This window comes from Burkholderia sp. Ac-20345, assembly GCF_017104825.1.
Taxonomy (GTDB): domain Bacteria; phylum Pseudomonadota; class Gammaproteobacteria; order Burkholderiales; family Burkholderiaceae; genus Burkholderia; species Burkholderia lata_B.
Genome location: NZ_JAAGPO010000176.1, coordinates 1 through 24,803, shown reverse-complemented (window position 1 = coordinate 24,803; position 24,803 = coordinate 1). Strand labels below are relative to the sequence as shown.

The 24,803-nt window shown below is 65.6% G+C and carries 21 protein-coding genes, 1 tRNA gene and 2 pseudogenes; 9 read left to right on the top strand and 15 right to left on the bottom strand.

Going from position 1 to position 24,803, the window contains the following annotated elements:
* Positions 1-214 (top strand): annotated as a pseudogene (locus G3O06_RS37095) (chloride channel protein); the annotation flags it as partial.
* Between the two features lie 116 nt (positions 215-330).
* Here the strand turns inward: G3O06_RS37095 and G3O06_RS37090 are convergent.
* From G3O06_RS37090 to G3O06_RS37070, 5 genes are all read right to left on the bottom strand, one after another.
* Entirely contained in the window at positions 331-732 is a 402-nt protein-coding gene (locus G3O06_RS37090; protein ID WP_174999657.1) for a YXWGXW repeat-containing protein, read from the bottom strand.
* Between the two features lie 160 nt (positions 733-892).
* Positions 893-1,147: a cell division topological specificity factor MinE gene (minE, locus tag G3O06_RS37085; protein WP_006486661.1), complete on the bottom strand. Its 255-nt coding sequence runs from the start codon at positions 1,145-1,147 to the stop codon at positions 893-895.
* Positions 1,148-1,159: 12 nt separating this feature from the next.
* Complete coding sequence (gene minD / locus G3O06_RS37080; protein WP_174918271.1) at positions 1,160-1,975, bottom strand: septum site-determining protein MinD; 816 nt, start codon at positions 1,973-1,975, stop codon at positions 1,160-1,162.
* Positions 1,976-2,034: 59 nt separating this feature from the next.
* The gene (gene minC, locus G3O06_RS37075) at positions 2,035-2,808 is read right to left on the bottom strand and encodes a septum site-determining protein MinC (protein WP_174918270.1); all 774 of its coding nucleotides are present in this window, start codon (positions 2,806-2,808) and stop codon (positions 2,035-2,037) included.
* Between the two features lie 169 nt (positions 2,809-2,977).
* Positions 2,978-3,619, bottom strand: coding sequence for a GNAT family N-acetyltransferase (locus G3O06_RS37070; protein ID WP_241020431.1), 642 nt, complete (start codon positions 3,617-3,619; stop codon positions 2,978-2,980).
* Positions 3,620-4,158: 539 nt separating this feature from the next.
* Here G3O06_RS37070 and G3O06_RS37065 point away from each other — a divergent pair.
* On the top strand, positions 4,159-5,319 hold the full coding sequence (locus G3O06_RS37065) for an alkane 1-monooxygenase (protein ID WP_174968522.1): 1,161 nt from the start codon (positions 4,159-4,161) through the stop codon (positions 5,317-5,319).
* Positions 5,320-5,409: 90 nt separating this feature from the next.
* Here the strand turns inward: G3O06_RS37065 and G3O06_RS37060 are convergent, their stop codons facing one another.
* Positions 5,410-6,945 carry a methyl-accepting chemotaxis protein gene (locus tag G3O06_RS37060; protein ID WP_174968521.1) on the bottom strand — a complete coding sequence of 512 codons (1,536 nt, stop codon included), beginning with the start codon at positions 6,943-6,945 and terminating at the stop codon, positions 5,410-5,412.
* 491 nt (positions 6,946-7,436) lie between these two features.
* Between G3O06_RS37060 and G3O06_RS37055 the strand changes: the two genes are divergently transcribed.
* Positions 7,437-7,856, top strand: a complete 420-nt coding sequence (locus tag G3O06_RS37055) for a hypothetical protein (RefSeq protein WP_205819118.1) — start codon at positions 7,437-7,439, stop codon at positions 7,854-7,856.
* An 810-nt stretch (positions 7,857-8,666) separates the two neighbouring features.
* Here the strand turns inward: G3O06_RS37055 and G3O06_RS37050 are convergent.
* Positions 8,667-8,757, bottom strand: a tRNA-Ser gene (locus G3O06_RS37050).
* 135 nt (positions 8,758-8,892) lie between these two features.
* Positions 8,893-10,194, bottom strand: a complete 1,302-nt coding sequence (gene serS, locus G3O06_RS37045) for a serine--tRNA ligase (RefSeq protein WP_174918266.1) — start codon at positions 10,192-10,194, stop codon at positions 8,893-8,895.
* 263 nt (positions 10,195-10,457) lie between these two features.
* Between serS and G3O06_RS37040 the strand changes: the two genes are divergently transcribed.
* A complete protein-coding gene (locus tag G3O06_RS37040) occupies positions 10,458-10,727 on the top strand; it encodes a DUF2164 domain-containing protein (protein ID WP_174968519.1) in 270 nt (89 codons plus the stop codon).
* 46 nt (positions 10,728-10,773) lie between these two features.
* Here G3O06_RS37040 and G3O06_RS37035 read toward each other — a convergent pair whose 3' ends face one another.
* The 3 genes from G3O06_RS37035 to G3O06_RS37025 form a co-directional block, all read right to left on the bottom strand.
* Positions 10,774-12,084: a replication-associated recombination protein A gene (locus G3O06_RS37035; protein ID WP_089445121.1), complete on the bottom strand. Its 1,311-nt coding sequence runs from the start codon at positions 12,082-12,084 to the stop codon at positions 10,774-10,776.
* A gap of 164 nt (positions 12,085-12,248) precedes the next feature.
* Positions 12,249-12,938 (bottom strand): outer membrane lipoprotein chaperone LolA, encoded by a 690-nt coding sequence (gene lolA / locus G3O06_RS37030; RefSeq protein ID WP_105817564.1) that lies wholly within the window; start codon positions 12,936-12,938, stop codon positions 12,249-12,251.
* A gap of 46 nt (positions 12,939-12,984) precedes the next feature.
* On the bottom strand, positions 12,985-15,294 hold the full coding sequence (locus tag G3O06_RS37025) for a DNA translocase FtsK (protein ID WP_174918264.1): 2,310 nt from the start codon (positions 15,292-15,294) through the stop codon (positions 12,985-12,987).
* A 439-nt stretch (positions 15,295-15,733) separates the two neighbouring features.
* On the opposite strand from G3O06_RS37025, the gene trxB reads away from it, so the two are divergent.
* The 3 genes from trxB (at position 15,734) to G3O06_RS37010 (ending at position 18,223) form a co-directional block, all read left to right on the top strand.
* Positions 15,734-16,696, top strand: a complete 963-nt coding sequence (trxB, locus tag G3O06_RS37020; RefSeq protein WP_174968517.1) for a thioredoxin-disulfide reductase — start codon at positions 15,734-15,736, stop codon at positions 16,694-16,696.
* A gap of 137 nt (positions 16,697-16,833) precedes the next feature.
* Positions 16,834-17,613: a Smr/MutS family protein gene (locus G3O06_RS37015; RefSeq protein ID WP_205819117.1), complete on the top strand. Its 780-nt coding sequence runs from the start codon at positions 16,834-16,836 to the stop codon at positions 17,611-17,613.
* Entirely contained in the window at positions 17,600-18,223 is a 624-nt protein-coding gene (locus G3O06_RS37010; protein WP_174918261.1) for a trimeric intracellular cation channel family protein, read from the top strand. Before G3O06_RS37015 ends, G3O06_RS37010 begins: the two co-directional genes overlap by 14 nt.
* An 86-nt stretch (positions 18,224-18,309) precedes the next feature.
* On the opposite strand, the gene ugpC is transcribed toward G3O06_RS37010, so the two are convergent.
* The 4 genes from ugpC to G3O06_RS36990 all read right to left on the bottom strand — a co-directional run bounded on the left by ugpC (position 18,310) and on the right by G3O06_RS36990 (position 22,712).
* On the bottom strand, positions 18,310-19,428 hold the full coding sequence (gene ugpC, locus G3O06_RS37005; protein ID WP_046545128.1) for a sn-glycerol-3-phosphate ABC transporter ATP-binding protein UgpC: 1,119 nt from the start codon (positions 19,426-19,428) through the stop codon (positions 18,310-18,312).
* A 112-nt stretch (positions 19,429-19,540) separates the two neighbouring features.
* Positions 19,541-20,398, bottom strand: coding sequence for a carbohydrate ABC transporter permease (locus G3O06_RS37000; protein WP_011544828.1), 858 nt, complete (start codon positions 20,396-20,398; stop codon positions 19,541-19,543).
* Entirely contained in the window at positions 20,388-21,326 is a 939-nt protein-coding gene (locus G3O06_RS36995) for a sugar ABC transporter permease (protein WP_122944702.1), read from the bottom strand. The genes G3O06_RS37000 and G3O06_RS36995 overlap by 11 nt, the downstream gene beginning before the upstream one ends.
* A gap of 138 nt (positions 21,327-21,464) precedes the next feature.
* Positions 21,465-22,712, bottom strand: coding sequence for an ABC transporter substrate-binding protein (locus G3O06_RS36990; protein WP_060229382.1), 1,248 nt, complete (start codon positions 22,710-22,712; stop codon positions 21,465-21,467).
* 430 nt (positions 22,713-23,142) lie between these two features.
* Here G3O06_RS36990 and zwf point away from each other — a divergent pair, with 430 nt between their 5' ends.
* Together zwf and G3O06_RS36980 are read left to right on the top strand one after the other, a co-directional pair.
* Positions 23,143-24,612 carry a glucose-6-phosphate dehydrogenase gene (gene zwf, locus G3O06_RS36985; protein WP_124576695.1) on the top strand — a complete coding sequence of 490 codons (1,470 nt, stop codon included), beginning with the start codon at positions 23,143-23,145 and terminating at the stop codon, positions 24,610-24,612.
* A gap of 88 nt (positions 24,613-24,700) precedes the next feature.
* Positions 24,701-24,803: pseudogene (locus G3O06_RS36980) on the top strand (6-phosphogluconolactonase); the annotation flags it as partial.

Genomic DNA, 24,803 nt, shown 5'->3' with positions numbered 1-24,803 from the left:
CTCGGTGACGGCGGCAACCGGCGTCACCGAGCCGCAGGATGCGGCCGCCGCGCCCGCCGACCCGCTCGACACGCTGCGCGACGAAGGCGGTGAAGTGTCCCCCGCCGCCGCGCCGGCCGAAGGCGCAGCAAATGCGCCGGCACCGCACGACGACGAACCGGCCGCAGCCGGGACGAACGGCCCGGCGCAGACCGGTTCGCGCGACGCTCAGTAGATCACGACGGGTGCCGGCCGGTAGTACACGGGCCGCGCCGGCACGACGATGCATCCGGCCAGCGTGATCGCGACGAGCGCGATGGCGATTGCTGTTCTTTTCATCGCCCGCCTCCATCACGCCCAGTGGCCACGAGTCCAGAACCAGTTCGGACCGCGCTGGTCCCAATGGCCCGGCACCCATTGCATGCCGACGCGCTCGGCTTGCCAGTGGCCGCCGATCCACACGTAGCGGCCATGCTCCCAGTGCCAGTGTCCGCGATCCCACACGTAGCCCACGCGCGAAGCCGGCACGACCTCGTAGCGCACCGGCGGCGGCGCATTCGGCGCGACGACGACGATTTCCTCGGTGCGCACGGCGACCGGCTCGGCGACGACCACACGGCCCTGCGGCACGATCACGGGCGTGCCGACGAGAATCTCGTCCGCATGCGCGGCAAACGGCGCGACGACGGCTGACAGGCCCGCGGCAAACAGGGCGAGCGAAACGATACGACGTTGAACAGTAGAGACAGCCATCACAACCTCCTGGTTGAACAAGTTACGCGAGCGTATTCGTTCAATGCGGGAGGTGCGGTTACGGCCGACAGACGCCGTGTTACGGCGTGCCCGAAAGTGCAACAGGGCGTAAGACGCGCACGGCGGCGAGTGCCGCCGTACGGAGGGATACCCGCAACGGTCAGGCTTGCGGGATCTCGATCTTCACTTCGAGGACTTCGAGATCGTCCTGGCGCTCGAGGCTCACGCGGATGTCATCGTTCGAAATATGGACGTACTTCGAGATGACCGCGACCAGCTCCTTCTGCAGCGCCGGCAGGTAGTCGGCCGGCGGACGGCCGCCGACGCGCTCGTGCGCGATGATGAGCTGCAGGCGCTCCTTCGCAACCGATGCGGACTTTTTCTTCTCGCCGAGGAGAAACGAAAGGATGGACATGGGCGGCCTCCGTTACTTGCTGCCGAAGAGGCGCTGCAGCAGGCCCGGCTTCTGGTAATCGGTGAAGCGCAGCGGCTTGTCTTCGCCGAGGAAACGCGCGACGACGTCCTTGTACGCTTCCGCAACGTCCGTGCCGTCGATATGGACGGCCGGCAGACCCTGGTTCGATGCATGCAGCACGGCTTCCGACTCGGGCACCACGCCGATCAGCTTGATGCGCAGGATCTCGCTGATGTCCTCGAGCGACAGCATCTCGCCTTCGCTGACGCGCTTCGGGCTGTAGCGCGTGATCAGCAGGTGTTCCTTGATCGGATCCTTGCCTTCGGTCGCGCGCTTCGTCTTCGACGACAGGATGCCGAGAATGCGGTCGGAATCGCGCACCGACGACACTTCCGGGTTCGTGACGATCAGCGCTTCATCCGCGAAGTACATCGCATGCAGCGCGCCTGCCTCGATACCGGCCGGCGAATCGCAGACGATGTAGGCGAAGTCCATCGCGACGAGGTCGTTCAGCACCTTCTCGACGCCTTCGCGCGTCAGCGCATCCTTGTCGCGCGTCTGCGACGCCGGCAGGATGAACAGGTTCTCGCACTTCTTGTCCTTGATCAGCGCCTGGTTCAGGTTCGCTTCGCCCTGGATCACGTTCACGAGGTCGTACACCACGCGGCGTTCGCAGCCCATGATGAGATCGAGGTTACGCAGGCCGACGTCGAAGTCGATCACGGCCGTCTTGTGGCCGCGCAGCGCGAGACCGGACGCAAAGCTCGCGCTCGTCGTCGTCTTGCCCACGCCGCCCTTGCCCGAGGTCACCACGATGATTTTTGCCATTTACCCAATACCCTGTGTTCGTCAATGAGAGCCGATCGATCCGGAGCGCACCGCGTGTATTACGTCAGGCGCAGCGGTTCGATCATCAGTTTTTCCTCTTCGAGCCGGATCTGCACCGATTTGCCCAGTACTTCGGCGGGCAACGGGTTCTCGGTTGTTCGATAGATACCCGCGATCGAAATCAGTTCCGGCTCGAGACACGTGCAGAAAATGCGCGCATCGTGATTGCCGTGCACGCCCGCGAGTGCGCGGCCGCGCAACGGCGCGTAGATGTGGATATTGCCTTCCGCGATGATCTCCGCGCCGTGACTGACCGGCGCGAGCACCACGAGGTCTCCTTTCGCGTAAATCTGCTGCCCCGAACGCAACGGCCGGTCGATCACGAGCGTCTGGCCCCCCGCCTGCAACAACGTCGGCGCGGGTTCCTGCGCCGGTTCGGCTGCCGGAGCGGCGGCGGCTTCGGCGACGGGCGCCGGCGCCGGTTCGGCTTCGTCAGCGTGCTTCGCGGCCGGCGCGCGGCGATCGCGCGCCTCGAGCAACGGCAGGCCGGCCTCCCCCGCCCAGCCCTGCGTTGCCAGCGCGACGACGCCCACCGGGCGCATCCGCACGTCGTTCAGCATCTGGCGGATGTCCGCCAGCGCGACGCGTTCGCCGTCAGCCAGGCGGCGGACGTCGATCGCGACGACATCGTCGGCGAAAAACTCGGGGGTCGCTTCGAAGCGCTTGACCAGTTCGGTACGCAACGCATCGAGATCGGTCGTCTTCACGGTGAACAGCAACGTATCGACCGATCCGCTGCGCAGCTCGAAGAATGGCGATTTTTTAAGCGACATGGACACTCTGCAAAAATTTTTTGCGTATTTTACAGGCGTCCACGCGCGCGGCCATTATTTTTGGGGAACCGGGTGGCGGCGGCCCGGGAGGGTGCGCAACCGGCGGGCGGGCAGGCAAGCGGGCGACCGGATCTTCATCGCGCCGTGCGGCCCGCGTTCTGACATCACGTCAGTGCTTCATTTGCGACACGTACAGCGATTTCATCGCGCCGGGCATCCGCGCGATCGGCGCGTGTTCGCCGGTATTGCCGAAACCCGCACGTTCGTAGAAGCGGATCGCGTTGCGGTTCGCATCGGCAATCCATGCGTAGACGTCCTGGGCACCGCGCTCGGCGAGCCAGGCGGTGGCCGTCTCCAGCAGCAGCACGCCGCCGCGCAGATGACGCACCGCGTGCGCAACCCACAGCTCGCTGACGAACGCGCGCCGATCGGGCGTATTGTCGAAATACGCGCCGATCATGCCGGCCGGATGGCCTTCGGTATACAGCAGGAAAGTCGTCGACTCGTCGGACACGGCGCGCTGCGCGGCAATCGCCGACGCTGCGTCCGTTTCGACGTTCAGCAATTCGGCCTCCGGCGCTTCGCCGGGCGCGTAGGGCTCGCGCAGCGATGCGGCGCGGAGTTCGCGATACACGCCGCCCTGGTCGGCAACGATACGACGAACGGTCAAGGTCGAACTCATGCAGGCACAGCCCCCTTCGGACAGCAAGCTATTAGCTTCAACCGAAAGCGGGGCATGAGTCAAATCGTTATTTTCAAATGGCGGCGCGAATCGAAAGGCATCAGCCACCGCCGGCAGCCATGCGGCCAGCCAGTGTGCAGGTGCAGCATCGCCGCGTCGATGCATGCTGCCGAACGACGGCCGCGGCGGCTTCGTTCGACGCATGACGCCAGTCGCCTTGCGACACGCGGCAGTTGCCCGTCGAGCCCTGCGAAATTCAGCGCGGAAGTCGTAATGATCCGTAAGATTGGTAACCCCGAAAATCGGTATCTCGAGCACTGCCGCCTTCCGTATATTGCATCGCAACATTTGTTGCAAACCAGTTGCACCGACACCCGCACGCGTCACGGCGCTCCATCCGTCTGACAAACCGGCCGCCCGCGCGGGTCGAGCCGACGTTTCCCGCATGTTTCAATCAGCTTGCACGGGCCCTTCCCTGCCTGCGCGGCACGCGCCCCTCCGTTTGGAGCCTCACGCCTAGTGCGGGAGTTTGGCAAGCGCGCGCTTGGGTCGTATAACAGGCAGAACCGGGTGACGATCCGGTGTAACCGCGCGTGCGTCGCGGACCAACGAGAATTCGAACAACCGTACAGGCGGCCGCCCTCGGGCTGGCCGGCAGGAGGGAGACAATGGCAATGACCAACGAATCGGCTTCGGTTTGGTCGGATGGCAAGCGTTACCTGTGGCTGCTCGGCGCGCTGACGATCACGCTGCCGATCCTCGCCGCCCAGCTCGCGCTGTCAACGGGCCTGCACGTGTTCTGGTGGTTCGGCCCGCTGTTCGCGTTCGGCGTGATCCCGATCCTCGACACGCTGATCGGCGACGATCGCGACAACCCGCCCGAGGACGTCGTGCCGCACCTCGAACGGGAGCGCTACTACCGGTTGATCGTCTATCTCGCGACCTTCGTCGAATACGTCGCGTTCTTCGTGTGCGTCTGGATCGTCGGCACGCATGCGCTCGCATGGTACGACTACGTCGGCTTCGCGCTGTCGCTCGGCGCCGCGACGGGCATCTCGATCAATACCGCGCACGAGCTCGGGCATAAAACCGACCGCTTCGAGCGCTGGCTCGCGAAAATCACGCTCGCGCCGGTTGCATACGGGCACTTCTACGTCGAGCACAACCGAGGCCACCACGTGCGTGTGGCGACGGCCGAGGATCCGGCAAGCGCGCGCTACGGCGAATCGTTCTGGGCGTTCCTGCCGCGCACCGTGACCGGCAGCATCCGCTCGGCGTGGCGGCTCGAGAAGGCGCGCCTCGAACGGCTCGGGCATTCGCCGTGGACCTGGCGCAACGAGGTGCTGCACGCATGGGCGATGACCGTCGTCGTGTGGGGCATCGCGATCGCGATGGCCGGCAAGGTCGTGATCCCGTTCCTCGTGATCCAGGCCGTCTACGGCGCGTCGCTGCTCGAAGTCGTGAACTACGTCGAGCACTACGGGCTCGGCCGCCGCAAGCTTCCGAGCGGCCGCTACGAACGCTGCACGCCGCAGCACTCGTGGAACAGCAATCACGTCGTCACCAACCTGTTCCTGTACCAGTTGCAGCGGCACGCCGACCATCACGCGAATCCGACGCGCTCGTACCAGGCGCTGCGCCACTTCGACGATGCGCCGCAACTGCCGGCCGGCTACGCGACGATGATCCTGTTCGCGTACGTGCCGCCGCTCTGGTATCGCGTGATGAATCCACGTGTCGTCGCGCACTACGGCGGCAACATGGCGCAATCGAATATCAAGCCGTCTATCCGCGCCCGGGTGCTCGCGCAATATCCGGCCGCGGCTTGATCTCGGGGGACGGGCCGGTGCGCGCCGGCGCGCGGCCCAAGGCCGACGCCGCCCCCGGTTCCGTTGAAGTCCGGCGCGGCGGCGCAGCCGTCACGCCATTTCCGGCAGCCTGAACACGGCCACTGCATGCCGCAGCGCGCTCGCCTGCTCGGCCAGCGCCTGCGTCGCGGCAGATGCCTGCTCGACGAGCGCCGCATTGCGCTGCGTCGCTTCGTCCATCTGCGTCACCGCGATGTTCACCTGTTGAATGCCGCCGCTCTGCTCCTGCGACGCAGACGAGATCTCGCCGACGATCGTCGTGACGCGCTGCACCGCGCCGACGATCTCGTGAATCGATTCGCCCGCACGGCCGATCAGCACGGCGCCCTCGTCGACCCGCTTCGTCGACTGCTCGATGAGCCCCTTGATCTCCTTCGCGGCGGCGGCGCTGCGCTGCGCGAGCGTACGCACTTCCGCCGCGACGACGGCGAAGCCGCGCCCCTGCTCGCCCGCGCGCGCCGCCTCGACCGCCGCGTTCAGCGCGAGGATGTTGGTCTGGAACGCGATGCCGTCGATCACCGCGATGATCTCGCCGACCTTCGCCGAGCTGTCGGCGATACCGTTCATCGTACCGACGGCATCGGTCATCACGCCGCCGCCTGCCGCCGCGATGTTCGACGCGTCGTGCGCCAGTTGCGCCGCGTGCTGCGCGTGCTCGGCCGACTGGCGGACGATGCCCGTGAGTTCGGTCATGCTGGCGGCCGTCTCCTCGAGCGACGCGGCCTGCGCCTCGGTACGCGCCGACAGGTCGTGATTGCCCGACGCGATCTGTGCACTCGCCGTCGCGACGGCTTCGGCGTGCGTGCGCACTTCGAGCACCACGCCCGACAGGCTCGTCTGCATGGTCTGCAACGCGCGCAGCAGATCGGCGATCTCGTCGCGGCCGGCCGCATCGACGTCGCGCGTCAGGTCGCCTTCGGCGACGGCCTGCGCGCATGCCACCGCGCGGTCGAGCGGACGCAGGATCGCGCGACTGAACAGGAACGCGCCGACCATCGCGACGCCGAGCACGACCAGCATCAGCACGAGGCTCGCGGTGGTTGCATGCTGCGCGTCGCGGCTCGCCTGCGCCGACACGGCGGCACTCTCGTCGGCGATCGACTTCGCGGCCCGCTCCAGCAGCGCCGCGGGTTCGCGGTCGACGCCCGCCACGGCGGCATCGCCGGCCGACGGCTCGAAGCCGGCAGCCTTGAATGCGTCGAACCCTCGCCGGTAACCCTCGCCCATCGCCGTGTGCGCGCGCATGAACTGCTCGACGAGCGAGCGGCTCTCGCCGGGCGGCAACTGATGCACGAGCTGCGCGGCGAGCGTATCGACCGTCCGCTCGCGCGTCTGGAACGCCTGCCAGTACTGGTCGAGCTTCGCGGGTTGCTTGCCGCGCAACAGCGTGTCCTTCCATTCCTGCACCTGCAGCTTGAACTGCACGAGCGTGGCCGACACGAGCCGTTCGTCGCCGACGTTCGTCTGCACGTCTTCGGCGAACGTATTGATCGAGCGATTGAGAATGTGGATGCCGTACAGCGCGCCACAGAACATCAGCAGCAGCGCGACGGCGAATGCGAGGGGAATCTTGTAGCTCAGCTTCATGGGACCTTGAATCGACGGGGAACGATGCGGTCCGGCACGGGCGCCGGCCACCGCCCCGTGTTAACGGCGCCGGAAGCGCGGGCTTAAAGCTGAAGAAAGCGGCGAAAAGCGACCGCGAGCGGTCAAGCCGCTCAGCACGATCAGGCTGGATGCGTCGCGCGCGCCCTGGCGCGAGCACACCATAGGGGCGGTCGCAGCGCATAACGCACGCAGCCGCTTCCAGATGGTCACTTCGCCCAGCCGGTATGTCGAGTTCGAGGCCGGACATCGTGCCGTCCTGCAGATCACGAAAATCCGACTTCCTGTTTAATCGACAAAGCAAGTCTCTTCACAATCGACGCCACCGATTATTCAGTCAAATTATTACAGCACATCGAATGCCATAGCCTCACCGCAAACCAACAAAAATAAATAACTGATAGACAAAAAGTAAATCAAACTCAATTCATTCAACATGGAATTCAACTATCCAATCGATACGCATCAAATCAATGAGCGATCCAATTATCACGAAATGCCACTCGCTTCTTTTAATTGGAATTAAATCAATCCAAACAGAAAAAGGTGAAATCATGGCTGCTGCCAAGATTATTATCGTAAACAGATCGCCCAATACGCTGTCCGTGGCAATCAACATCTGGAACAGCAACGGCGGAAATCCGGGCACCTTCGCCGTTCTCCCCGGCGCGACGGGGGACTCCGCCACCTGGTCGCGCACCGATGAGCGCGGTTACGTGATGTTCCTGAAACAAGGCGGTAGCGAGGCACCGTTCTACGTCGTTCCAGGCAGCACCATTACCTTCGTCTCAATGGACAGTGTCGTTGACAATGGTCAGCGCATTCACCCCATCACGGCGCCGCTTCCTTCTCTGACCGAGGAGCGCGCGGAAGTAAATCCGGCCGAGAAATAATCCAGCGGAAGCGCCGCGCCAATCATCGTGTTCTGGGTGATGGACCAAGCGACTAGTGTCAGGTGTGTCCGACTGCTCCCGGAGCAACCTGGAACGACGGCTTTGATACAAAGTCGTGACGCTTGTCGCGCGGTTCAGCGCGGCCTGCTGGCAGCGCGAATCTCCGGGGACGGGGAGCGCAGGCTGCGTGGCATACCCCCTCCCCCTCTGCAAATGGCCTTTACGCAGAGAGCACCGGTCAGGTGTGTTGGTCGACGCGATAGCGCGCGGCGCTCGTCTTCGTACTCAACGCTTCGTGGACTGTATAAAGGACACAACGCGCCTTCGAAGACTGCATCGTCGTCCGCCGGCGGACCATTTCCCGCTCGAACTCGGCGAACACGCCTGGCAACTGGATCTTCACCCAGCCCAACTGGCAAGGTGGTGCGATGTGTCAGGGCAGGTTCTCAAAGCCTGCTCCGCACGCCTGCAGGTGATTCGCGGCACGGCACTGCCCCGGCCATCCAGTGGCGCACAACGACGCTCGACAGCACGCCGAATACGATCCTCGCGATCACGTCGTGCCCCCCGGGTCGGTGTCGACACGATCCATCACGGCATTCAGCACGACCGACGCGGAGTTTGCCATTCAGCGCAGCTGTATCGAGGACGCGGCACGATCATGCACGTGGTGTGCGCCATCGCATCAGCACGATCCGATATGCCGACGGTCGAGCTGTTACGGCTGCAACGGCTTGCGACACGACACGCATTCCACGAACCCAAAACGAAAAACCCCTTGATCCTTCCGGATCAAGGGGCTTCGTATTTTGGCGGAGAGGGTGGGATTCGAACCCACGGTACGGGGAAACCGTACGCCTGATTTCGAGTCAGGTACATTCGACCACTCTGCCACCTCTCCTTCCTTGCTGCTTACTGCATTTCGCGGTTGGTCGTTTCCGCGAAAGAAAAGATTATAGAACGATCTCTTCGAAACCCACAAGCCCTTTTTGCAAATATTTTTACGAGAACTTCAAGAGCTTGCGGGAGCGCGATCTTACGACGCCTGCACGGGCGCGTCGATACGCTCGATGCCGCCCATGTACGGACGCAGCACTTCCGGCACCGTAACCGAGCCGTCCGCGTTCTGGTAGTTCTCCAGCACTGCGACGAGCGTGCGGCCGACTGCGAGACCCGAACCGTTCAGCGTATGCACGAGTTCCGGCTTGCCCTGCGCGTTGCGGAAACGCGCCTGCATCCGGCGCGCCTGGAACGCCTCGGTGTTCGAGCAGCTCGAGATCTCGCGATAGGTGTTCTGCGCAGGCAGCCACACCTCGAGGTCGAACGTCTTCGCGGCCGAGAAGCCCATGTCGCCCGTGCACAGCGTGATCACGCGGTACGGCAGGCCGAGCTTCTGCAGGATCGCTTCCGCATGGCCGACCATCTCGTCGAGCGCCGCGTACGACGCTTCCGGCGCGACGACCTGCACCATCTCGACCTTGTCGAACTGGTGCTGGCGGATCATCCCGCGCGTGTCGCGACCGTACGAACCGGCTTCCGAGCGGAAGCACGGGGAATGCGCGGTCAGCTTGATCGGCAGCGCGGACGCATCGACGATCGACTCGCGCACGGTGTTCGTCAGCGAGATTTCCGACGTGGAGATCAGGTATTGCGTGACCTTGTTCTCCTCGCCGCCCTTCTCGACGCGGAACATGTCGTCCGCGAACTTCGGCAGCTGGCCCGTGCCGTACAGGATCTCGGGGTTCACGATGTACGGCGTGTACGTCTCGGTGTAGCCGTGCTGCTGCGTGTGCGTGTCGATCATGAACTGCGCGAGCGAGCGGTGCAGGCGTGCGATCGCGCCGCGCAGCATCGTGAAGCGCGCGCCGGCAAGCTTCGCGCCGGTCTCGAAATCGAGGCCGAGCGGCGTGCCGACGTCGACGTGATCCTTCACCTCGAAATCGAACTGGCGCGGCGTGCCCCAGCGGCGCACCTCGATGTTGTCGGCTTCGTCCTTGCCGACCGGCACGCTTTCATGCGCGACGTTGGGCATGCCCAGCATCAGGTCGGACAGGCGCGCCTGGATCTCGCCGAGCTTGGCTTCTCCCGCCTTCATTTCGTCGCCGATCCCGCCGACCTCGGCCATCACGGCCGACGTGTCCTCGCCCTTCCCCTTCATCGCGCCGATCTGCTTCGACAGGCTGTTGCGGCGCGCCTGGAGCTCTTCGGTGCGGGTCTGGATCGCGCGGCGTTCCGCTTCGAGGGCGGAGAACGCGGCGATGTCGAGGGTGTAGCCGCGATCGGCGAGGCGCTGGGCGACGCCGTCGAGGTCTTTGCGCAGCAACTGGATGTCGAGCATGGGAGGACTTGGAGAATCGTTGTGTAAGACGGGAATTCTAACGCACCGCGAGGCTGCCACGGCACTGGCCGGACGGACAATGCTGCAAACGGGCGATGACCGTGGTGCGACGGCCATGGCAGTATCGCGTTGCCGGTCCGCCCGTCGGCGCCCGCGAAAACGCGCGGCATCGCAGCGCCGCGGATCGCGAAACGCCCGTGCGCGCCCGCGGCAGCGCATCGAACGAGACACCCGCCACACGTCACAGCTACTCAAGGAACCCGATGGCCATCGAACTGGACAAGGACGTACGCGACCGCGCGATCGCGTCGCTGCAACGCTATTTCACAGAAAACATGGACGAGCCGATCGGCAATATCCAGGCCGGCGCGCTGCTGCACTTCTTCGTCGAGGAGATCGCACCCGCGATCTACAACCTCGCGATCGCCGATGCGCAGCAGAGCCTGAACGCGCGCGTCGCCGAACTCGACATCGAATGCCATCAGGAGCCATTCAGCTACTGGAAGAAGCAGCCGGCGGCCCGCAAGCGCTGATGCTTGCGCGACGGCACCGGCGCGGACCGCGCCGGACGTTGCTCCGTCAGTCCTTCTTGCCGGCCTCGCGGTCGAGTTCGCGCAGCCACGCGAGCTTGTCGGCGATCTTCGATTCGAGCCCGCGCGGCACCGGCTTGTACCAGCGCGGTTCGCGCATCCCGTCCGGCAGGTACGTCTCGCCGGCCGCATACGCATTCGGCTCGTCGTGCGCGTAACGGTAAGCGTGACCGTAGCCGAGTTCCTTCATCAGCTTGGTCGGCGCGTTGCGCAGATGCACGGGCACCTCGCGCGACTTGTCCTGCTTCACGAACGCCATCGCCTGGTTGAACGCGTTGTAGCCCGCGTTGCTCTTCGCCGCGCACGCGAGATAGATCACCGCCTGCCCGAGCGCGAGCTCGCCTTCAGGCGAGCCAAGCCGCTCGTAGGTTTCGGCCGCGTCGTTCGCCATCTGCAGCGCGCGCGGATCGGCGAGGCCGATGTCTTCCCACGCCATCCGCACGATCCGCCGCGCGAGATACTTCGGATCCGCGCCGCCGTCGATCATCCGGCAGAACCAGTACAGTGCGCCGTCCGGGCTCGAACCGCGCACCGACTTGTGCAATGCCGAGATCTGGTCGTAGAAGTTGTCGCCGCCCTTGTCGAAGCGCCGTGCGTTCAGCGTCATCGCGCTGCTGACGAATTCGGCGTCGATCGTCGCGGTGCCGGCCGACGTGGCCGCCGTCTGCGCCTGCTCGAGCAGGTTCAGGAAGCGCCGCGCGTCGCCGTCCGCATAGCCGACCAGCGTATCGATCGCCTTGTCGTCGAACGACAGGCCGTCGAGCGCGATTTCCTGCGCGCGCTTCAGCAACTGGCGCATCTCGTCGTCGTCCAGCGACTTCAGCACGTACACCTGCGCCCGCGATAGCAAGGCCGAATTGACCTCGAAGCTCGGGTTCTCGGTCGTCGCGCCGATGAAGGTCACGAGCCCCGACTCGACGAACGGCAGCAACGCGTCCTGCTGCCCCTTGTTGAAGCGGTGGATCTCGTCGACGAACAGGATCGTGTGGCGGCCGGTGCGGTTCAGCGTGTCCTTCGCCTGCTCCATCGACTCGCGGATGTCCTTCACGCCGCCGAGCACCGCCGACAGCGCGATGAACTCGCAGTCGAATGCGAGCGCGGTGAGCCGCGCGAGCGTCGTCTTGCCGACGCCGGGCGGCCCCCACAGGATCATCGAATGCGGCTTGCCCGATTCGAACGCGAGCCGCAGCGGCTTGCCTTCGCCCAGCAAATGCGTCTGGCCGATCACCTCGGCGAGCGTCTTCGGCCGCAGCGCCTCGGCGAGCGGGCGGCGCGGCTCGACTTGAAACAGATCGGACATGAACCCTCGCTCCACATCAAACGGTCGCGGCCGAACCGGCCGCCGGACCCGACATTATGACAGCCGCGCGAAAGCACCGCCGCGCCTGGTGCCCGCGCCTGAAAACAACACGGGCCTGCCGTCGCCGGCAGGCCCGTAGGGGAAACAGCTGCGCGGAGCGCCGGTCAGCCGGTAATCACGTCCGCGCCCTTCGGCACGACGAACTTGAACGTATCGCCCTTCAGCGGCGGATTCGTCTGGATGTTCGTAAACGTCAGCAGCGTGACGTTGCCGAACACGTCGTGCAGTTCCATCGCGGCGAGCGTGCCGTTCTTGAAGCCGATACCGATCCGCTGGAACTGCGTGTCCTGCGCCTTCGGCAGCATCTCGAGCCACTCGATGCCGCCCTTCTCGCCGGCATCGCGCAGCGTGTAGTTCTTGTCGAGATCGTTGCTGCCGAACAGGATCGCGGCCGGGCTCGCGCCCAGCGCGCCGTTCAGCTTGCGCTCGGTGACCTGGTTCAGGTCGCGGTCGTACACATAGAGCTTCTCGCCGTCGGCCTGCAGCACCTGCTGGTACGGCTTCTGGTACGTCCAGATGAACTTGCCCGGGCGCGCGAACACGAACGTGCCGCTCGAATTGTCGGTGGGCTTCGGCACGGCCTGCGCGGCGCTCGCGCCCTTGGCCGGGGCCTTGACGATCTGCTGCGTGAAGTCACCCTTCGCCGAACGCACCTGCGACACGAACGCCTTCAGTTGCTCGGTGCCGCCCGCGAACGCGTGCGTCGCCGCGAGCATCAGCGATGCGCCGGCGAGCGCCGCGCCGAGCCAGCGCCGCGTCGAACGAAGGGACATTGCGAACGAATGTTGCTGCATATTGCGGTTTTCTCCCTGGGTGGCCGGCGCAGCGAGCGCCGCGGACTCATTCCGCGTCGCGCGCCGGCACAAGAATTTCGCGGTTGCCGCTCGACGACATCGCCGACACGAGCCCCGACTGCTCCATCTGCTCGAGCAGCCGCGCCGCGCGGTTATAGCCGATCCGCAGGTGGCGCTGCACGAGCGAGATCGACGCGCGGCGGTTCTTGATGACGATCTCGACCGCCTGGTCGTACAGCGGATCAGACTCCTCGCCGCCTTCGCCGGTTCCCGCGCCGGCCGAGCCCTCGTCGCCGTCGGCGGTGCCGCCTTCGAGCAGGCCCTCGATGTAGTTCGGCTCGCCCTGCTCCTTGAGCTTCTCGACGACGCGATGCACTTCGTCATCCGCGACGAACGCGCCGTGCACGCGCACCGGCAGCCCGGTGCCCGGCGCGAGGTACAGCATGTCGCCCATCCCGAGCAGCGATTCGGCGCCCATCTGGTCGAGAATCGTGCGCGAGTCGATCTTCGACGACACCTGGAACGCGATCCGGGTCGGCACGTTGGCCTTGATCAGGCCCGTAATCACGTCGACAGACGGACGCTGCGTCGCGAGGATCAGGTGGATGCCGGCCGCACGTGCCTTCTGTGCGATCCGCGCAATCAGTTCCTCGACCTTCTTGCCGACGACCATCATCAGGTCGGCCAGCTCATCGATCACGACGACGATGTTCGGCAGTCGGCCGAGCGGCTCAGGATCTTCCGGTGTCAGGCTGAACGGATTCGGCAGCTTCTCCTCGCGCTTCGCGGCCTCGTCGATCTTGTTGTTGTAGCCCGCGAGGTTGCGCACGCCGAGCTTGCTCATCAGCTTGTAGCGGCGCTCCATCTCCGCGACCGTCCAGTTCAGCGCGTTGCCGGCCTGGCGCATGTCGGTGACGACCGGGCACAGCAGGTGCGGAATGCCTTCGTAGACGCTCATTTCGAGCATCTTCGGATCGATCAGGATCAGGCGCACCTGCTCGGCGGTCGCCTTGTACAGCAGCGACAGGATCATCGCGTTGATCCCGACCGACTTGCCGGAACCGGTCGTGCCGGCCACGAGCAGGTGAGGCATCTTCGCGAGATCCGCGCACACCGGCTTGCCGCCGATGTCCTTGCCGAGGCTCAGCGTCAGCGCCGACGACGCGGCCGCGTACACCTCGGAACCGATGATCTCGGACAGGTGGACCGTCTGGCGGCGTTGGTTCGGCAGCTCGAGCGCCATGTAGTTCTTGCCGGGAATCGTCTCGACGACGCGGATCGACACGAGCGACAGCGAGCGCGCGAGATCCTTCGCAAGGTTGACGATCTGGCTGCCCTTCACGCCGGTGGCCGGCTCGATCTCGTAGCGCGTGACGACCGGGCCCGGATACGCGGCAACGACGCTCGCCTCGACGCCGAAATCCTTCAGCTTCTTCTCGATCAGGCGCGACGTGAATTCGAGCGTGTCGGCGGAAATCGCCTCCTGCGCCTTCGGCGCGGGATCGAGCAGCGATACCGCCGGCAGCGTCGAATCGCCCGGCAGGTCGGTGAAGAGCGGCACCTGGCGCTCGCGCTCAACGCGCTCGGACTTCGCCGGCGTGACGACCGGCGGCACGATCGTCACCGGCTCGTGATCCTCGATGCGCACGCGCTCCTCTTCGACCTTGCCTTCGCGGCGCACGGCCGCGGCCTCGCCGAGCTTGCGGTCGCGCTCCGCCTCACGACGCAGCTTCGCGACGTTGACGGCGGACAGGATCGCGCCGCCGACGCGTTCGGCGACCGACAGCCACGAGAAGCGGAAATACAGCGACAGGCCGATCGCCAGCGCGATCAGCAGCAGCAACGTGCCGCCCGTGAAGCCGAACGCGTGCGACATCGCGCCCGCGACGGCCTCGCCGACGACGCCGCCCGGCGCACGCGGCAACTGCACCTTCAGCGACCACATGCGCAGCGCCTCGATGCCGTCGCACGCCAGCACGACGAGCACGAACGCGAGGATTTCGGTGAGCCAGCCGATCGGCCGCTCGGGTTCGTCCGAGACCGCCTCGTGGCGCGTGATGCGGCGATAGTTGACGGCAATGCGCCGCGCGAGCGGCACGATCAGCCAGTAGGCCGACAGGCCGAACAGCAGCAGGATGATGTCGGCCGTCCACGCGCCGACGCGGCCGGCCCAGTTCGTGATGTGGTCCACCTGGGCGGCGTGCGTCCAGCTCGGATCGCGCCGGCTGTAGCTCAGCAGGGCCATCACCAGAAATGCGCAGAGCGCGACCTGGAGAATCCAGCGGATCTCCGTGAGGAGCTTCGACATCCGGTGCGGCAACGCCTGTGCCTGGGCGGAATAAGGAGCTTTTGCCATGAATCCGTATAAAGAGGACGGGCCGTGCGCCCGCCTGTCGTTCGATCCCGCTTATTGTAAACGCTGCACCGGGCCGCCAAGTGTAAATGACGGTTACATAACAGGGCCGGGGTACGGCCGGCCCGGCGGAAATGCTCCACTGCGGCCCTTTTGCCCCGGTCCGGCTCGGCGCCGGGCACCGCTGCCGCGCCGCCCCGAGCCTGCGTCCCGACCCATAGCCCCCGTGCGGCAACGCGCCACCCCGTGCCCCGCCCACCCAGCGTGCGCGGCCGTTGCGCCGCGCGACACTATCGCCTCGATTGAAACTCTCGTTCGGCACCGCAGCAACGGGGCCTTTATAATGCGCGTCTGATACCCATCTATGACGGCATCCCGGTCAACCCGGATCGTACGGCGAGCCCTACCCCGCCCGCCGCGGCCGCCTTTTACGGATTCGCACATGTCCACGCCCAAACACGCCAAAGTCCTGATTCTCGGTTCCGGCCCCGCCGGCTACACGGCTGCCGTCTACGCGGCACGCGCCAACCTGTCCCCGGTGCTGATCACCGGCATCGCGCAGGGCGGCCAGCTGATGACCACGACCGACGTCGAAAACTGGCCGGCAGACGCGAAAGGCGTGCAGGGTCCGGAGCTGATGGCGCGCTTCCTCGAGCACGCCGAGCGCTTCAACACCGAAATCATCTTCGACCACATCCACACCGCGAAGCTGCACGAGCAGCCGATCCGCCTGATCGGCGACTCGGGCGAATACACGTGCGATTCGCTGATCATCTCGACCGGCGCGTCCGCGCAGTATCTCGGCCTGCCGTCCGAAGAAGCGTTCATGGGCAAGGGCGTGTCGGCCTGCGCGACCTGCGACGGCTTCTTCTATCGCGGCCAGGAAGTCGCGGTGATCGGCGGCGGCAACACGGCCGTCGAGGAAGCGCTCTACCTGACGGGCATCGCGAAGAAGGTCACGGTGATCCACCGCCGCGACAAGTTCCGCGCGGAGCCGATCCTGATCGACCGCCTGCTGGAGAAGGAAAAGGAAGGCGCCGTCGTGATCAAGTGGGATCACGTGCTCGACGAAGTGACCGGCGAGGATTCGGGCGTCACCGGCCTGCGCATCAAGAACGTGAAGACCGGCGCAACGGAAGACCTCAACGTGCAGGGCGTGTTCGTCGCGATCGGCCACAAGCCGAACACCGACCTGTTCCAGGGCCAGCTCGAGATGAAGGACGGCTACATCCTGACGAAGAGCGGCCTGCACGGCAACGCGACGTCGACGAGCGTCGCTGGCGTGTTCGCCGCGGGCGACGTGCAGGACAACGTGTACCGCCAGGCGATCACCAGCGCGGGCACGGGCTGCATGGCCGCGCTCGACGCGCAGCGCTACCTCGAAAGCCTGCACGACAAGAAGTAAGCCGCGAGACCTGTCGCGCCGGGCGCTACAATGGCGTCCGCTGCCGCGAAGCGGGTCTGGCCGGACAAGCCGCTGCCGCCGCGCAGCGGCTTTTTTTTGCCCGCGCGCCCGAACGCGCCTGCCCTGCGTACCGAATCATGGCGAAGAACCAGCCCCATCCCAGCGATCCCGCGAAGCGGCAGATCGCCGCCCGTCCCGCGAACCCCGCGCCCGCCGCGCCGGCACCCGCGCCCGATCCCGCCGCGTTGCGCGGCCAGGGGCTCGCCGGCCTCGGCGCCTTGCGCGCGAACCTGAAGGGCGAAGCCGAGCGCCGCGAGCGCAACCGCGTGGAAACCGCCAAGGCCGAGCGCAAGGCGGAAGCCGACGCGAACGTGTTCCGCAACGAGGTCGGCACAATCCAGCCGCTCAAGGCGCCGCCGCGCGCGACGGCCGGTCGCACGCCGCCCGACCCGGTGCCGAAGCAGACGCAGCGCGACGAGGAAGCCGTGCTGAACGCGACGCTGTCCGACGAATTCGATCCCGAGACGCTGCTCGACAGCGACGACTCGCTGTACTACCACCGCCCCGGGATCAGCCGCGACGTCGTGCGCAAGCTGCGCAGCGGCGCGTGGATCGTGCAGGCGCAGATCGACCTGCACGGGATGCGGCGCGACGAGGCGCGCGATGCGCTCGCCGAGTTCATCCGCGAAGCCGGCAAGAAGGGGCTGCGCTGCCTGCGCGTGATCCACGGCAAGGGGCTCGGCTCGATCGGCAAGGAACCCGTGCTGAAAGGCAAGGTGCGCGCGTGGCTCGTGCAGAAGGAAGAAGTGATCGCGTTCTGCGAGGCCCGTGGCAACGACGGCGGCGCGGGCGCGGTGCTGGTGCTGCTGCAACCGTTCGCGGTGCCCGGCGACCGGGGGCCGCGTGCCGCATCCTAGGCTGACGCTCGCGATCGCGGTACTGGAGGCGATCGCCACGCTGGCCTTTGCAATCTCGGGCTTCATCGAGGCGCGCAAGAACCGCCTCGACTCGGTCGGCACGTTCGTCGTCGCGCTCGCCACCGCGTTCGGCGGCGGCACGCTGCGCGACATCCTGCTCGAGCGCCGGCCGTTCTACTGGGTCGTGCACGACGACTACGTGATCGCGATCTTCGTGCTCGCGCTGTTCGCGCCGTTCGTGCTGCGGATGCTGTCGCGGCTGTCGGCCGAGCGGTTGCTGCTCGTCGCCGATGCGATCGGGCTCGGGATCTTCAGCATCTCGGGTACGGCGATCGCGCTCGATGCCGAGATGCCGCGCTTCATCGCGGTGATGATGGGCGTGATCACGGGCGTGGTCGGCGGGATCATCCGCGACGTGCTGTGCAACGACATTCCGCTGATCCTGCGCGATTCGCGACCGTACGCGACCTGCGCATTCGCCGGCTGCTGGTTCTACCTGCTGCTGGTGTGGCTGCAGTTCGACTCGGTGTACAGCGTGCTGCTCGCGACCGGCTTCATCCTCGTCGCACGGCTCGCGACGTTCAAGTTCGACGTGCGGCTGCCGCACTGAGCGCCGCTGCGGCATCAACCGTTGCGCCAAAACAAAAGGGCCGTCCGAAGACGGCCCTTTTTTCTTCGTTCAGCGCTCGCGCGACATCACGCGATCCGCTCTTCCGACGCCGGATCGAACAGCACCGCCTTCGACACATCGAACAGCAGCGACAGCGTCTGGTCGGGCTGCGGGTTCGCGGCCGGATGCACGCGGCTCACGATGCGCTTGCCGTTCACCTGCGCGAACACGTGCGTGTCCGGCCCGGTCGGCTCGGTCACGTCGACGCGCACGTCGAACGGTTGCAGGTGCGACGCGTCGCCGTTGTGCGCGTGGCGCACGTCGGTGATGCGCTCCGGACGCAGGCCGAGGATCACCTCGCGGCCGACGTGCGACTTCAGCTTCGCCGCATCGAACGGCAGGTTCAGCGCGCCGCGCTTGACGCCCGTGTCGACTTCGAGCGCGATTCCGCTGCCCTGCTCGACCAGCTTGCCGTTGATGAAGTTCATCGGCGGCGCGCCGATGAAGCCCGCGACGAACAGGTTCGACGGCGAATCGTAGATTTCCTGCGGCGCGCCGAACTGCTGGACGACGCCATCCTTCATCACCGCGATCCGGTCGCCGAGCGTCATCGCCTCGATCTGGTCGTGCGTCACGTAGACGATCGTCGTGCCGAGGCGCTGGTGCAGCAGCTTGATTTCCGCGCGCATCTCGATGCGCAGCTTCGCGTCGAGGTTCGACAGCGGCTCGTCGAACAGGAACAGCGACGGATCGCGCGCGAGCGCACGGCCCATCGCGACACGCTGGCGCTGGCCGCCCGACAGCTGGCCCGGCTTGCGGTCGAGCAGGTGCTGGATCTGCAGCATCTGCGACACGCGGTCGACGATCTGCTGCTGTTCGCTCTTCGGCACCTTGCGGATGTTCAGGCCGAACGAGATGTTCTCGCGCACCGTCATCGACGGATACAGCGCGTACGACTGGAACACCATCGCGATGTCGCGATCCTTCGGCGACAGGTCGTTGACGACCTTGCCGTCGATGCAGATCTCGCCGCTCGTCACGGTCTCGAGCCCGGCAATCATGTTGAGCAGCGTCGACTTCCCGCAGCCCGACCCGCCGACCAGGATCAGGAACTGTCCGTCCTCGATCTCGATGTCGACACCCTTCAGGACCGGCACCCCGTTCGGGTAGGTCTTGTACACGTCACGGATGGAAAGGCTTGCCATGCTGTGAATCCTCTGTCTCGTCTCGCGCGGCGCACTACGGCGCCGCGTCGGGTTCGTTTCGATGCGCCGCGCGCGATGCGCGGCCGGTTCGTCGTATCGGATGAAGCCGCGCTTACCCCTTCACCGCGCCCGCCGTCAGCCCGCGCACGAAGTAGCGGCCGGCGACGATGTAGACGAGCAGCGTCGGCAGCGCGGCGATGATCGCGCCGGCCATGTCGACGTTGTATTCCTTCACGCCCGTCGACGTGTTGACGAGGTTATTCAGCGCAACCGTGATCGGCATCGAATCGACGCCGGAGAACACTATCCCGAACAGGAAGTCGTTCCAGATCTGCGTGAATTGCCAGATCAGGCACACCATGAAGATCGGCAGCGACACCGGCAGCAGGATCTTCGTGAAGATCGTGAAGAAGCCGGCGCCGTCGATGCGCGCGGCCTTCACGAGCTCGGCCGGCACGCTCACGTAGAAGTTGCGGAAGAACATCGTCGTGAACGCGATGCCGTACACGACGTGCACGAACACGAGGCCCGGAATCGTGTTGGCGAGGCCGAGCATCCCCTGCAGGCGCGCCATCGGCAGCAGGATCACCTGGAACGGGATGAAGCAGCCGACCAGCATCATCGTGAACAGCGCGTCGGCGCCGCGAAAGCGCCAGTGCGTGAGCACGTAGCCGTTGAACGCGCCGATCAGCGACGAGATCAGCACGGCCGGGATCACCATCTGCAGCGAGTTCAGGAAGAACGGCTTCATGCCGTCGCAGCGCACGCCGGTGCACGCCCCGCTCCAGGCCTTCACCCACGGGTCGACGGTCCACGTGGTGGGCGGCGTCAGCAGGTTGCCGGTGCGCAGCTGATCGAGATCCTTGAACGACGTCGACAGCATCACGTAGATCGGGAACAGGAAATACAGCGCGAACAGGATCAGTGCCGCATAGATCACTGCCCGGCTGATCGTCATCTTAGGCTGCATTGCGGGTGCTCCTCGATTCCATATACATCAGCGGCACCAGCACCGCGACCACGGTCGCGAGCATCATCACCGAGGACGCCGCGCCGAGCCCGAGCTGGCCGCGGTTGAACGAAAACGTGTACATGAACATGGCCGGCAGCGACGACGACGTGCCCGGGCCGCCCGCCGTCAACGCGACGACGAGGTCGAAGGTCTTGATCGTGATGTGGCAGAGGATCAGCAGCACCGAGAAGAACACCGGGCGCATGCTCGGGATCACGATCTTGCGGTAGATGGTCGGCAGCGTCGCGCCGTCCACCTGCGCGGCCTTGAAGATCTCCGCGTCGACACCGCGCAGCCCCGCGAGGAACAGCGCCATCACGAAGCCGGTCGACTGCCACACGGCCGCGATCACCACGCAGAAGATCGCCTTGTCCGGATCGCCGAGCCAGTCGAACGAGAAGCTCGCCCAGCCCCAGTCGTGCATCACCTTCTCGAGGCCGAGGCCCGGATTCAGGATCCACTGCCACGCGGTGCCGGTGACGATGAACGACAGCGCCATCGGGTACAGGAAGACCGCGCGCAGCGCGCCTTCGTTGCGGATCCGCTGGTCGAGCAGGATCGCGAGGAACAGCCCGAGCGCGACGCAGATCGCGATGAACGGAATCCCGAACCAGCCGAGGTTCGCGGCGGAGGTCCACCACACGTCGTTCTGGAACAGGTCCGTGTAACGGCCGAAGCCGTCGAATTCGTAGTTTGGCAACAGCCGCGAATTGGTCAGCGACAGATAGCCGGTAATCAGGATGAAGCCGTAGATGAACACCACGGCGATCGCGACGCTCGGCGCAAGCACGAGCTTCGGGATCCAGCGATCGGCGAAGGCCGACATCGGCGACGTACGCCGTGCGGCGGCAGCGCCGGATCCGTTTCCGCTAAGAGGGGCAGCCACTTGATTCGACTCCTGGAACGAGGGCGACGCAGGCCGGGCCGGCGCCAGATACGGCACGAGCCCGCGGGCGAGCCCGTTTGCTGCACATGCAAAAACGCCCGGCCGATGAAGCGCTTCCGGCCGGGCGCCTGTCGCGCGTTACTTGACCTTCGCGGCCTTCGCGAGCGCGGCGACCGCGCTCTTCGAATCCTGCTGCGAGTTCATGAACTTCGTCACGACGTCCGTGATCGCGCCGGCGGTCGCATCGCTCTGCGCCATCCCGTGCGCAAGCGACGGCACGAAGCCGCCCGACTTGATCGCGGTCTGCTCGTCGGCATACGACTTCTTCGCGCAGTCGTCGAACTTGTCCATCTTCACGCCGAGGCGTACCGGCACCGACCCCTTCAGCAGGCTGAACTGCTCCTGGAAGTCCGGCGTCATGATCGTCTTCGCGAGCGCGAGCTGGCCCGGCGTCGCGGCCTTCTCGCCCTTCTGCTGGAAGAACACGAACGAATCGACGTTGAACGTGTACGAATTCGCCGTGCCCGGCACCGCAGCGCAGATGTAGTCCTTGCCCGCCTTCTTGCCGGCGTTCTCGAACTCGCCCTTCGCCCAGTCGCCCATGAACTGCATGCCTGCCTTGCCGTTGATCACCATCGCGGTCGCGAGGTTCCAGTCGCGGCCGTTACGGCCGGTATCGAAGTAGCCCTGGATCTTGCGCACCGTGTCGAACACGGACAGCATCTGCGGCGACGTCAGCGTCGCCTGGTCGAGGTCGACCAGCGCCTTCTTGTAGAACGCCGGGCCCTGCGACAGCACGACGTCTTCCCACAGCGTCAGGTCCTGCCACGGCTGGCCGCCCATCGCGACCGGCTGGATGCCCGCGGCCTTCAGCTTGTCGGCCACCGCGAAGAATTCAGGCCAGGTGGTCGGCACCTTCGCGCCGACCTTGTCGAGCGCGGCCTTGTTGATGTACAGCCAGTTCACGCGGTGCACCGAGAACGGCGCCGCGACGGTGTGGCCCTTGTACTTGATGATCTTGTCGATTTCCGGCGGCAGGTTCTGCTTCCAGTCGCCGGCAGCGGAATCGATGTTGACGAGCACGCCCTGGTCGGCCCAGTCCTGGATCAGCGGGCCCTTGATCTGCGCGGCCGACGGAGCGTCGCCGCTGATCACCTTGGTCTTCAGCGCAGTCATTGCCGCGGCGCCGGCGCCGCCCGCGACCGCGAAGTCCTTCCACACGTAGCCCTGCTTCTGCACGTCGTCCTTCAGCACGCCGACGGCCTTCGACTCGCCACCCGAGGTCCACCAGTGCAGCACCGTCACATTCTCGGCTGCCTGCGCCGCCACGGCGCCAGCCATCAGACCTGCCGCGCAGAGCGCACCCATGATCGAGCGAACTTTCATTACTTATCTCCTCCAGACTGAATCAACTCGTGAGGTTCCCTGACCGGGAACCGGCTTCTTGATAACGACGGGGAAATCGAGCCGCGGGACGCATGCAGCGTACGGGGCCGATGACCGGCCGGGCTCTTACAGAAAGCGTGAATCGAGATTCAACGGCGTGTCTCCTCTTTGTGTTTCTGGCCCGCCGCGATGATGCGGCGCGAGCCCGGGGCCGACGTCGCGCTGACGATGCGCGCCGTCAATGTCCGATAACATTCGGCACAAGGCGTTCCCGAAGGCGAAGCTCGCGCAGTTCATCGACCGCACTTCTTTTTTTCTTCACCCAGGTGCTACCCCTTGCGGCGGATTGTAGTTAAACTACAATTCAGTGTCAAAAATATTTTTATCGCACTACGGATCGCTTCCCAGCACCCCAACCCGGCGGAGACACATGCATACCGATTCCAGCTTTACCTTCGTACTTTTCGGCGGCACCGGCGATCTGTCGATGCGCAAGATCTTGCCCGCGCTGTTCGAAGCGCACCGTGCGAACATGCTGGCGGAGAGCGGCCGGATCGTTGCCGTGGCGCGTCATGAATCGGATCGGGCGTCCTATCTCGAATGGGTCGACACGCATGTGAAGCCGCACGCGGCCAAGGCCGCCGGCAAGGCGTTCGACGAAGCTGCGTGGAAGTCCTTCCTCGATCGCATCGAGTACGTGCACCTCGATCTCGGCCGCGCGGAAGACTATGTCGTGCTGCGCGACGCGGTCGCATCGCTGCCCGGCATCCGCGTGTTCTATCTGGCGACGGGCCCGTCGCTGTTCGTGCCGATCTGCAAGGCGCTCGCGTCGGTCGGCCTGAGCGAAGGCTCGCGCATCGTGCTCGAGAAGCCGCTCGGCTACGACCTGAAGTCGTCGAATGCGATCAACGATGCGGTCGGCGAGATCTTCGCGGAAGGCCAGATCTACCGGATCGACCACTACCTCGGCAAGGAACCCGTGCAGAACCTGCTCGCGCTGCGCTTCGGCAATGCGCTGTTCGAGCCGCTGTGGCGCCGCGAATGGGTCGAGAGCATCCAGATCACGATCGCCGAGGAGCTCGGCGTCGAGGCGCGCGGCGATTTCTACGACAATACGGGCGCGCTGCGCGACATGGTGCAGAACCACCTGCTGCAGCTGCTGTCGATCGTCGCGATGGAACCGCCGCATTCGATGGATTCGGATTCGGTGCGCGACGAAAAGCTGCGCGTGCTGCGCGCGCTGAAGCCGGTCGATCCGCGCGACATCGGCAAGGTTGCCGTGCGCGGCCAGTATCATGCGGGCGTGATCAAGGGCGCGCAGGTGCCGGCCTACGCGACCGAACCGGGCGTGAAGCCCGACAGCCAGACCGAAACCTTCGTTGCGTTGAAGGTCGAGATCGAGAACTGGCGCTGGGCCGGCGTGCCGTTCTTCCTGCGCACCGGCAAGCGGCTTGCCGATCGCGTCGCGGAGATCGTCGTCAATTTCCGCCCGGTGCCGCATTCGGCGCTCGGGCCCACCGCGCTGCGTCCCGGCTCGAACCGCCTCGTGATCCGGCTGCAGCCGAACGAGACGATCCGCCTGTACTGCCTCGCGAAGCAGCCCGGCGAAGGGATGAACCTCGCGAGCGTGCACCTCGACCTCGCGTTCGACCAGTTCTTCAAGGAAGGGCAGATGGAGGCATACCAGCGCCTGCTGCTCGACGTGATCAACGGCCGTCTCGCCCTCTTCGTGCGCCGCGACGAACAGGAAGCCGCATGGCGCTGGGTCGAGCCTATCCTGAACGAATGGGCACGCACGCTGAAGCCGCCGAAGCCGTACGCGGCGGGCACGTGGGGGCCGGCCGCGGCGAGCGCGATGCTCGCGCAGCACGACACCTGCTGGCTCGAAGAAGAGAACTGATGCAAACCGTTGCCGCGCACGCCACCGTACGCGTCAACGTGCCCCACGATTCGTACGATTTGAACAGACAAAGCAGTCCGGAGGAGATGTGATCGAGATTCACGCTTTCGACACCCAGGAAGCGCAAAGCGAAGCGCTCGCGCGCGCCGTCGGCGATGCGCTGCGCGCCGCGCTCGCCGGCCCCGCGCGCA

What these genes read in the sequence shown, in the direction of transcription:
- G3O06_RS37090 (WP_174999657.1), bottom strand. Translation starts at nt 732, where the DNA reads ATGGCTGTCTCTACTGTTCAACGTCGTATCGTTTCGCTCGCCCTGTTT.
- minE (WP_006486661.1), bottom strand. Translation starts at nt 1,147, where the DNA reads ATGTCCATCCTTTCGTTTCTCCTCGGCGAGAAGAAAAAGTCCGCATCG.
- minD (WP_174918271.1), bottom strand. Translation starts at nt 1,975, where the DNA reads ATGGCAAAAATCATCGTGGTGACCTCGGGCAAGGGCGGCGTGGGCAAG.
- minC (WP_174918270.1), bottom strand. Translation starts at nt 2,808, where the DNA reads ATGTCGCTTAAAAAATCGCCATTCTTCGAGCTGCGCAGCGGATCGGTC.
- G3O06_RS37065 (WP_174968522.1), top strand. Translation starts at nt 4,159, where the DNA reads ATGGCAATGACCAACGAATCGGCTTCGGTTTGGTCGGATGGCAAGCGT.
- G3O06_RS37060 (WP_174968521.1), bottom strand. Translation starts at nt 6,945, where the DNA reads ATGAAGCTGAGCTACAAGATTCCCCTCGCATTCGCCGTCGCGCTGCTG.
- G3O06_RS37055 (WP_205819118.1), top strand. Translation starts at nt 7,437, where the DNA reads ATGAGCGATCCAATTATCACGAAATGCCACTCGCTTCTTTTAATTGGA.
- serS (WP_174918266.1), bottom strand. Translation starts at nt 10,194, where the DNA reads ATGCTCGACATCCAGTTGCTGCGCAAAGACCTCGACGGCGTCGCCCAG.
- G3O06_RS37040 (WP_174968519.1), top strand. Translation starts at nt 10,458, where the DNA reads ATGGCCATCGAACTGGACAAGGACGTACGCGACCGCGCGATCGCGTCG.
- G3O06_RS37035 (WP_089445121.1), bottom strand. Translation starts at nt 12,084, where the DNA reads ATGTCCGATCTGTTTCAAGTCGAGCCGCGCCGCCCGCTCGCCGAGGCG.
- lolA (WP_105817564.1), bottom strand. Translation starts at nt 12,938, where the DNA reads ATGCAGCAACATTCGTTCGCAATGTCCCTTCGTTCGACGCGGCGCTGG.
- G3O06_RS37025 (WP_174918264.1), bottom strand. Translation starts at nt 15,294, where the DNA reads ATGGCAAAAGCTCCTTATTCCGCCCAGGCACAGGCGTTGCCGCACCGG.
- trxB (WP_174968517.1), top strand. Translation starts at nt 15,734, where the DNA reads ATGTCCACGCCCAAACACGCCAAAGTCCTGATTCTCGGTTCCGGCCCC.
- G3O06_RS37015 (WP_205819117.1), top strand. Translation starts at nt 16,834, where the DNA reads ATGGCGAAGAACCAGCCCCATCCCAGCGATCCCGCGAAGCGGCAGATC.
- ugpC (WP_046545128.1), bottom strand. Translation starts at nt 19,428, where the DNA reads ATGGCAAGCCTTTCCATCCGTGACGTGTACAAGACCTACCCGAACGGG.
- G3O06_RS37000 (WP_011544828.1), bottom strand. Translation starts at nt 20,398, where the DNA reads ATGCAGCCTAAGATGACGATCAGCCGGGCAGTGATCTATGCGGCACTG.
- G3O06_RS36990 (WP_060229382.1), bottom strand. Translation starts at nt 22,712, where the DNA reads ATGAAAGTTCGCTCGATCATGGGTGCGCTCTGCGCGGCAGGTCTGATG.
- zwf (WP_124576695.1), top strand. Translation starts at nt 23,143, where the DNA reads ATGCATACCGATTCCAGCTTTACCTTCGTACTTTTCGGCGGCACCGGC.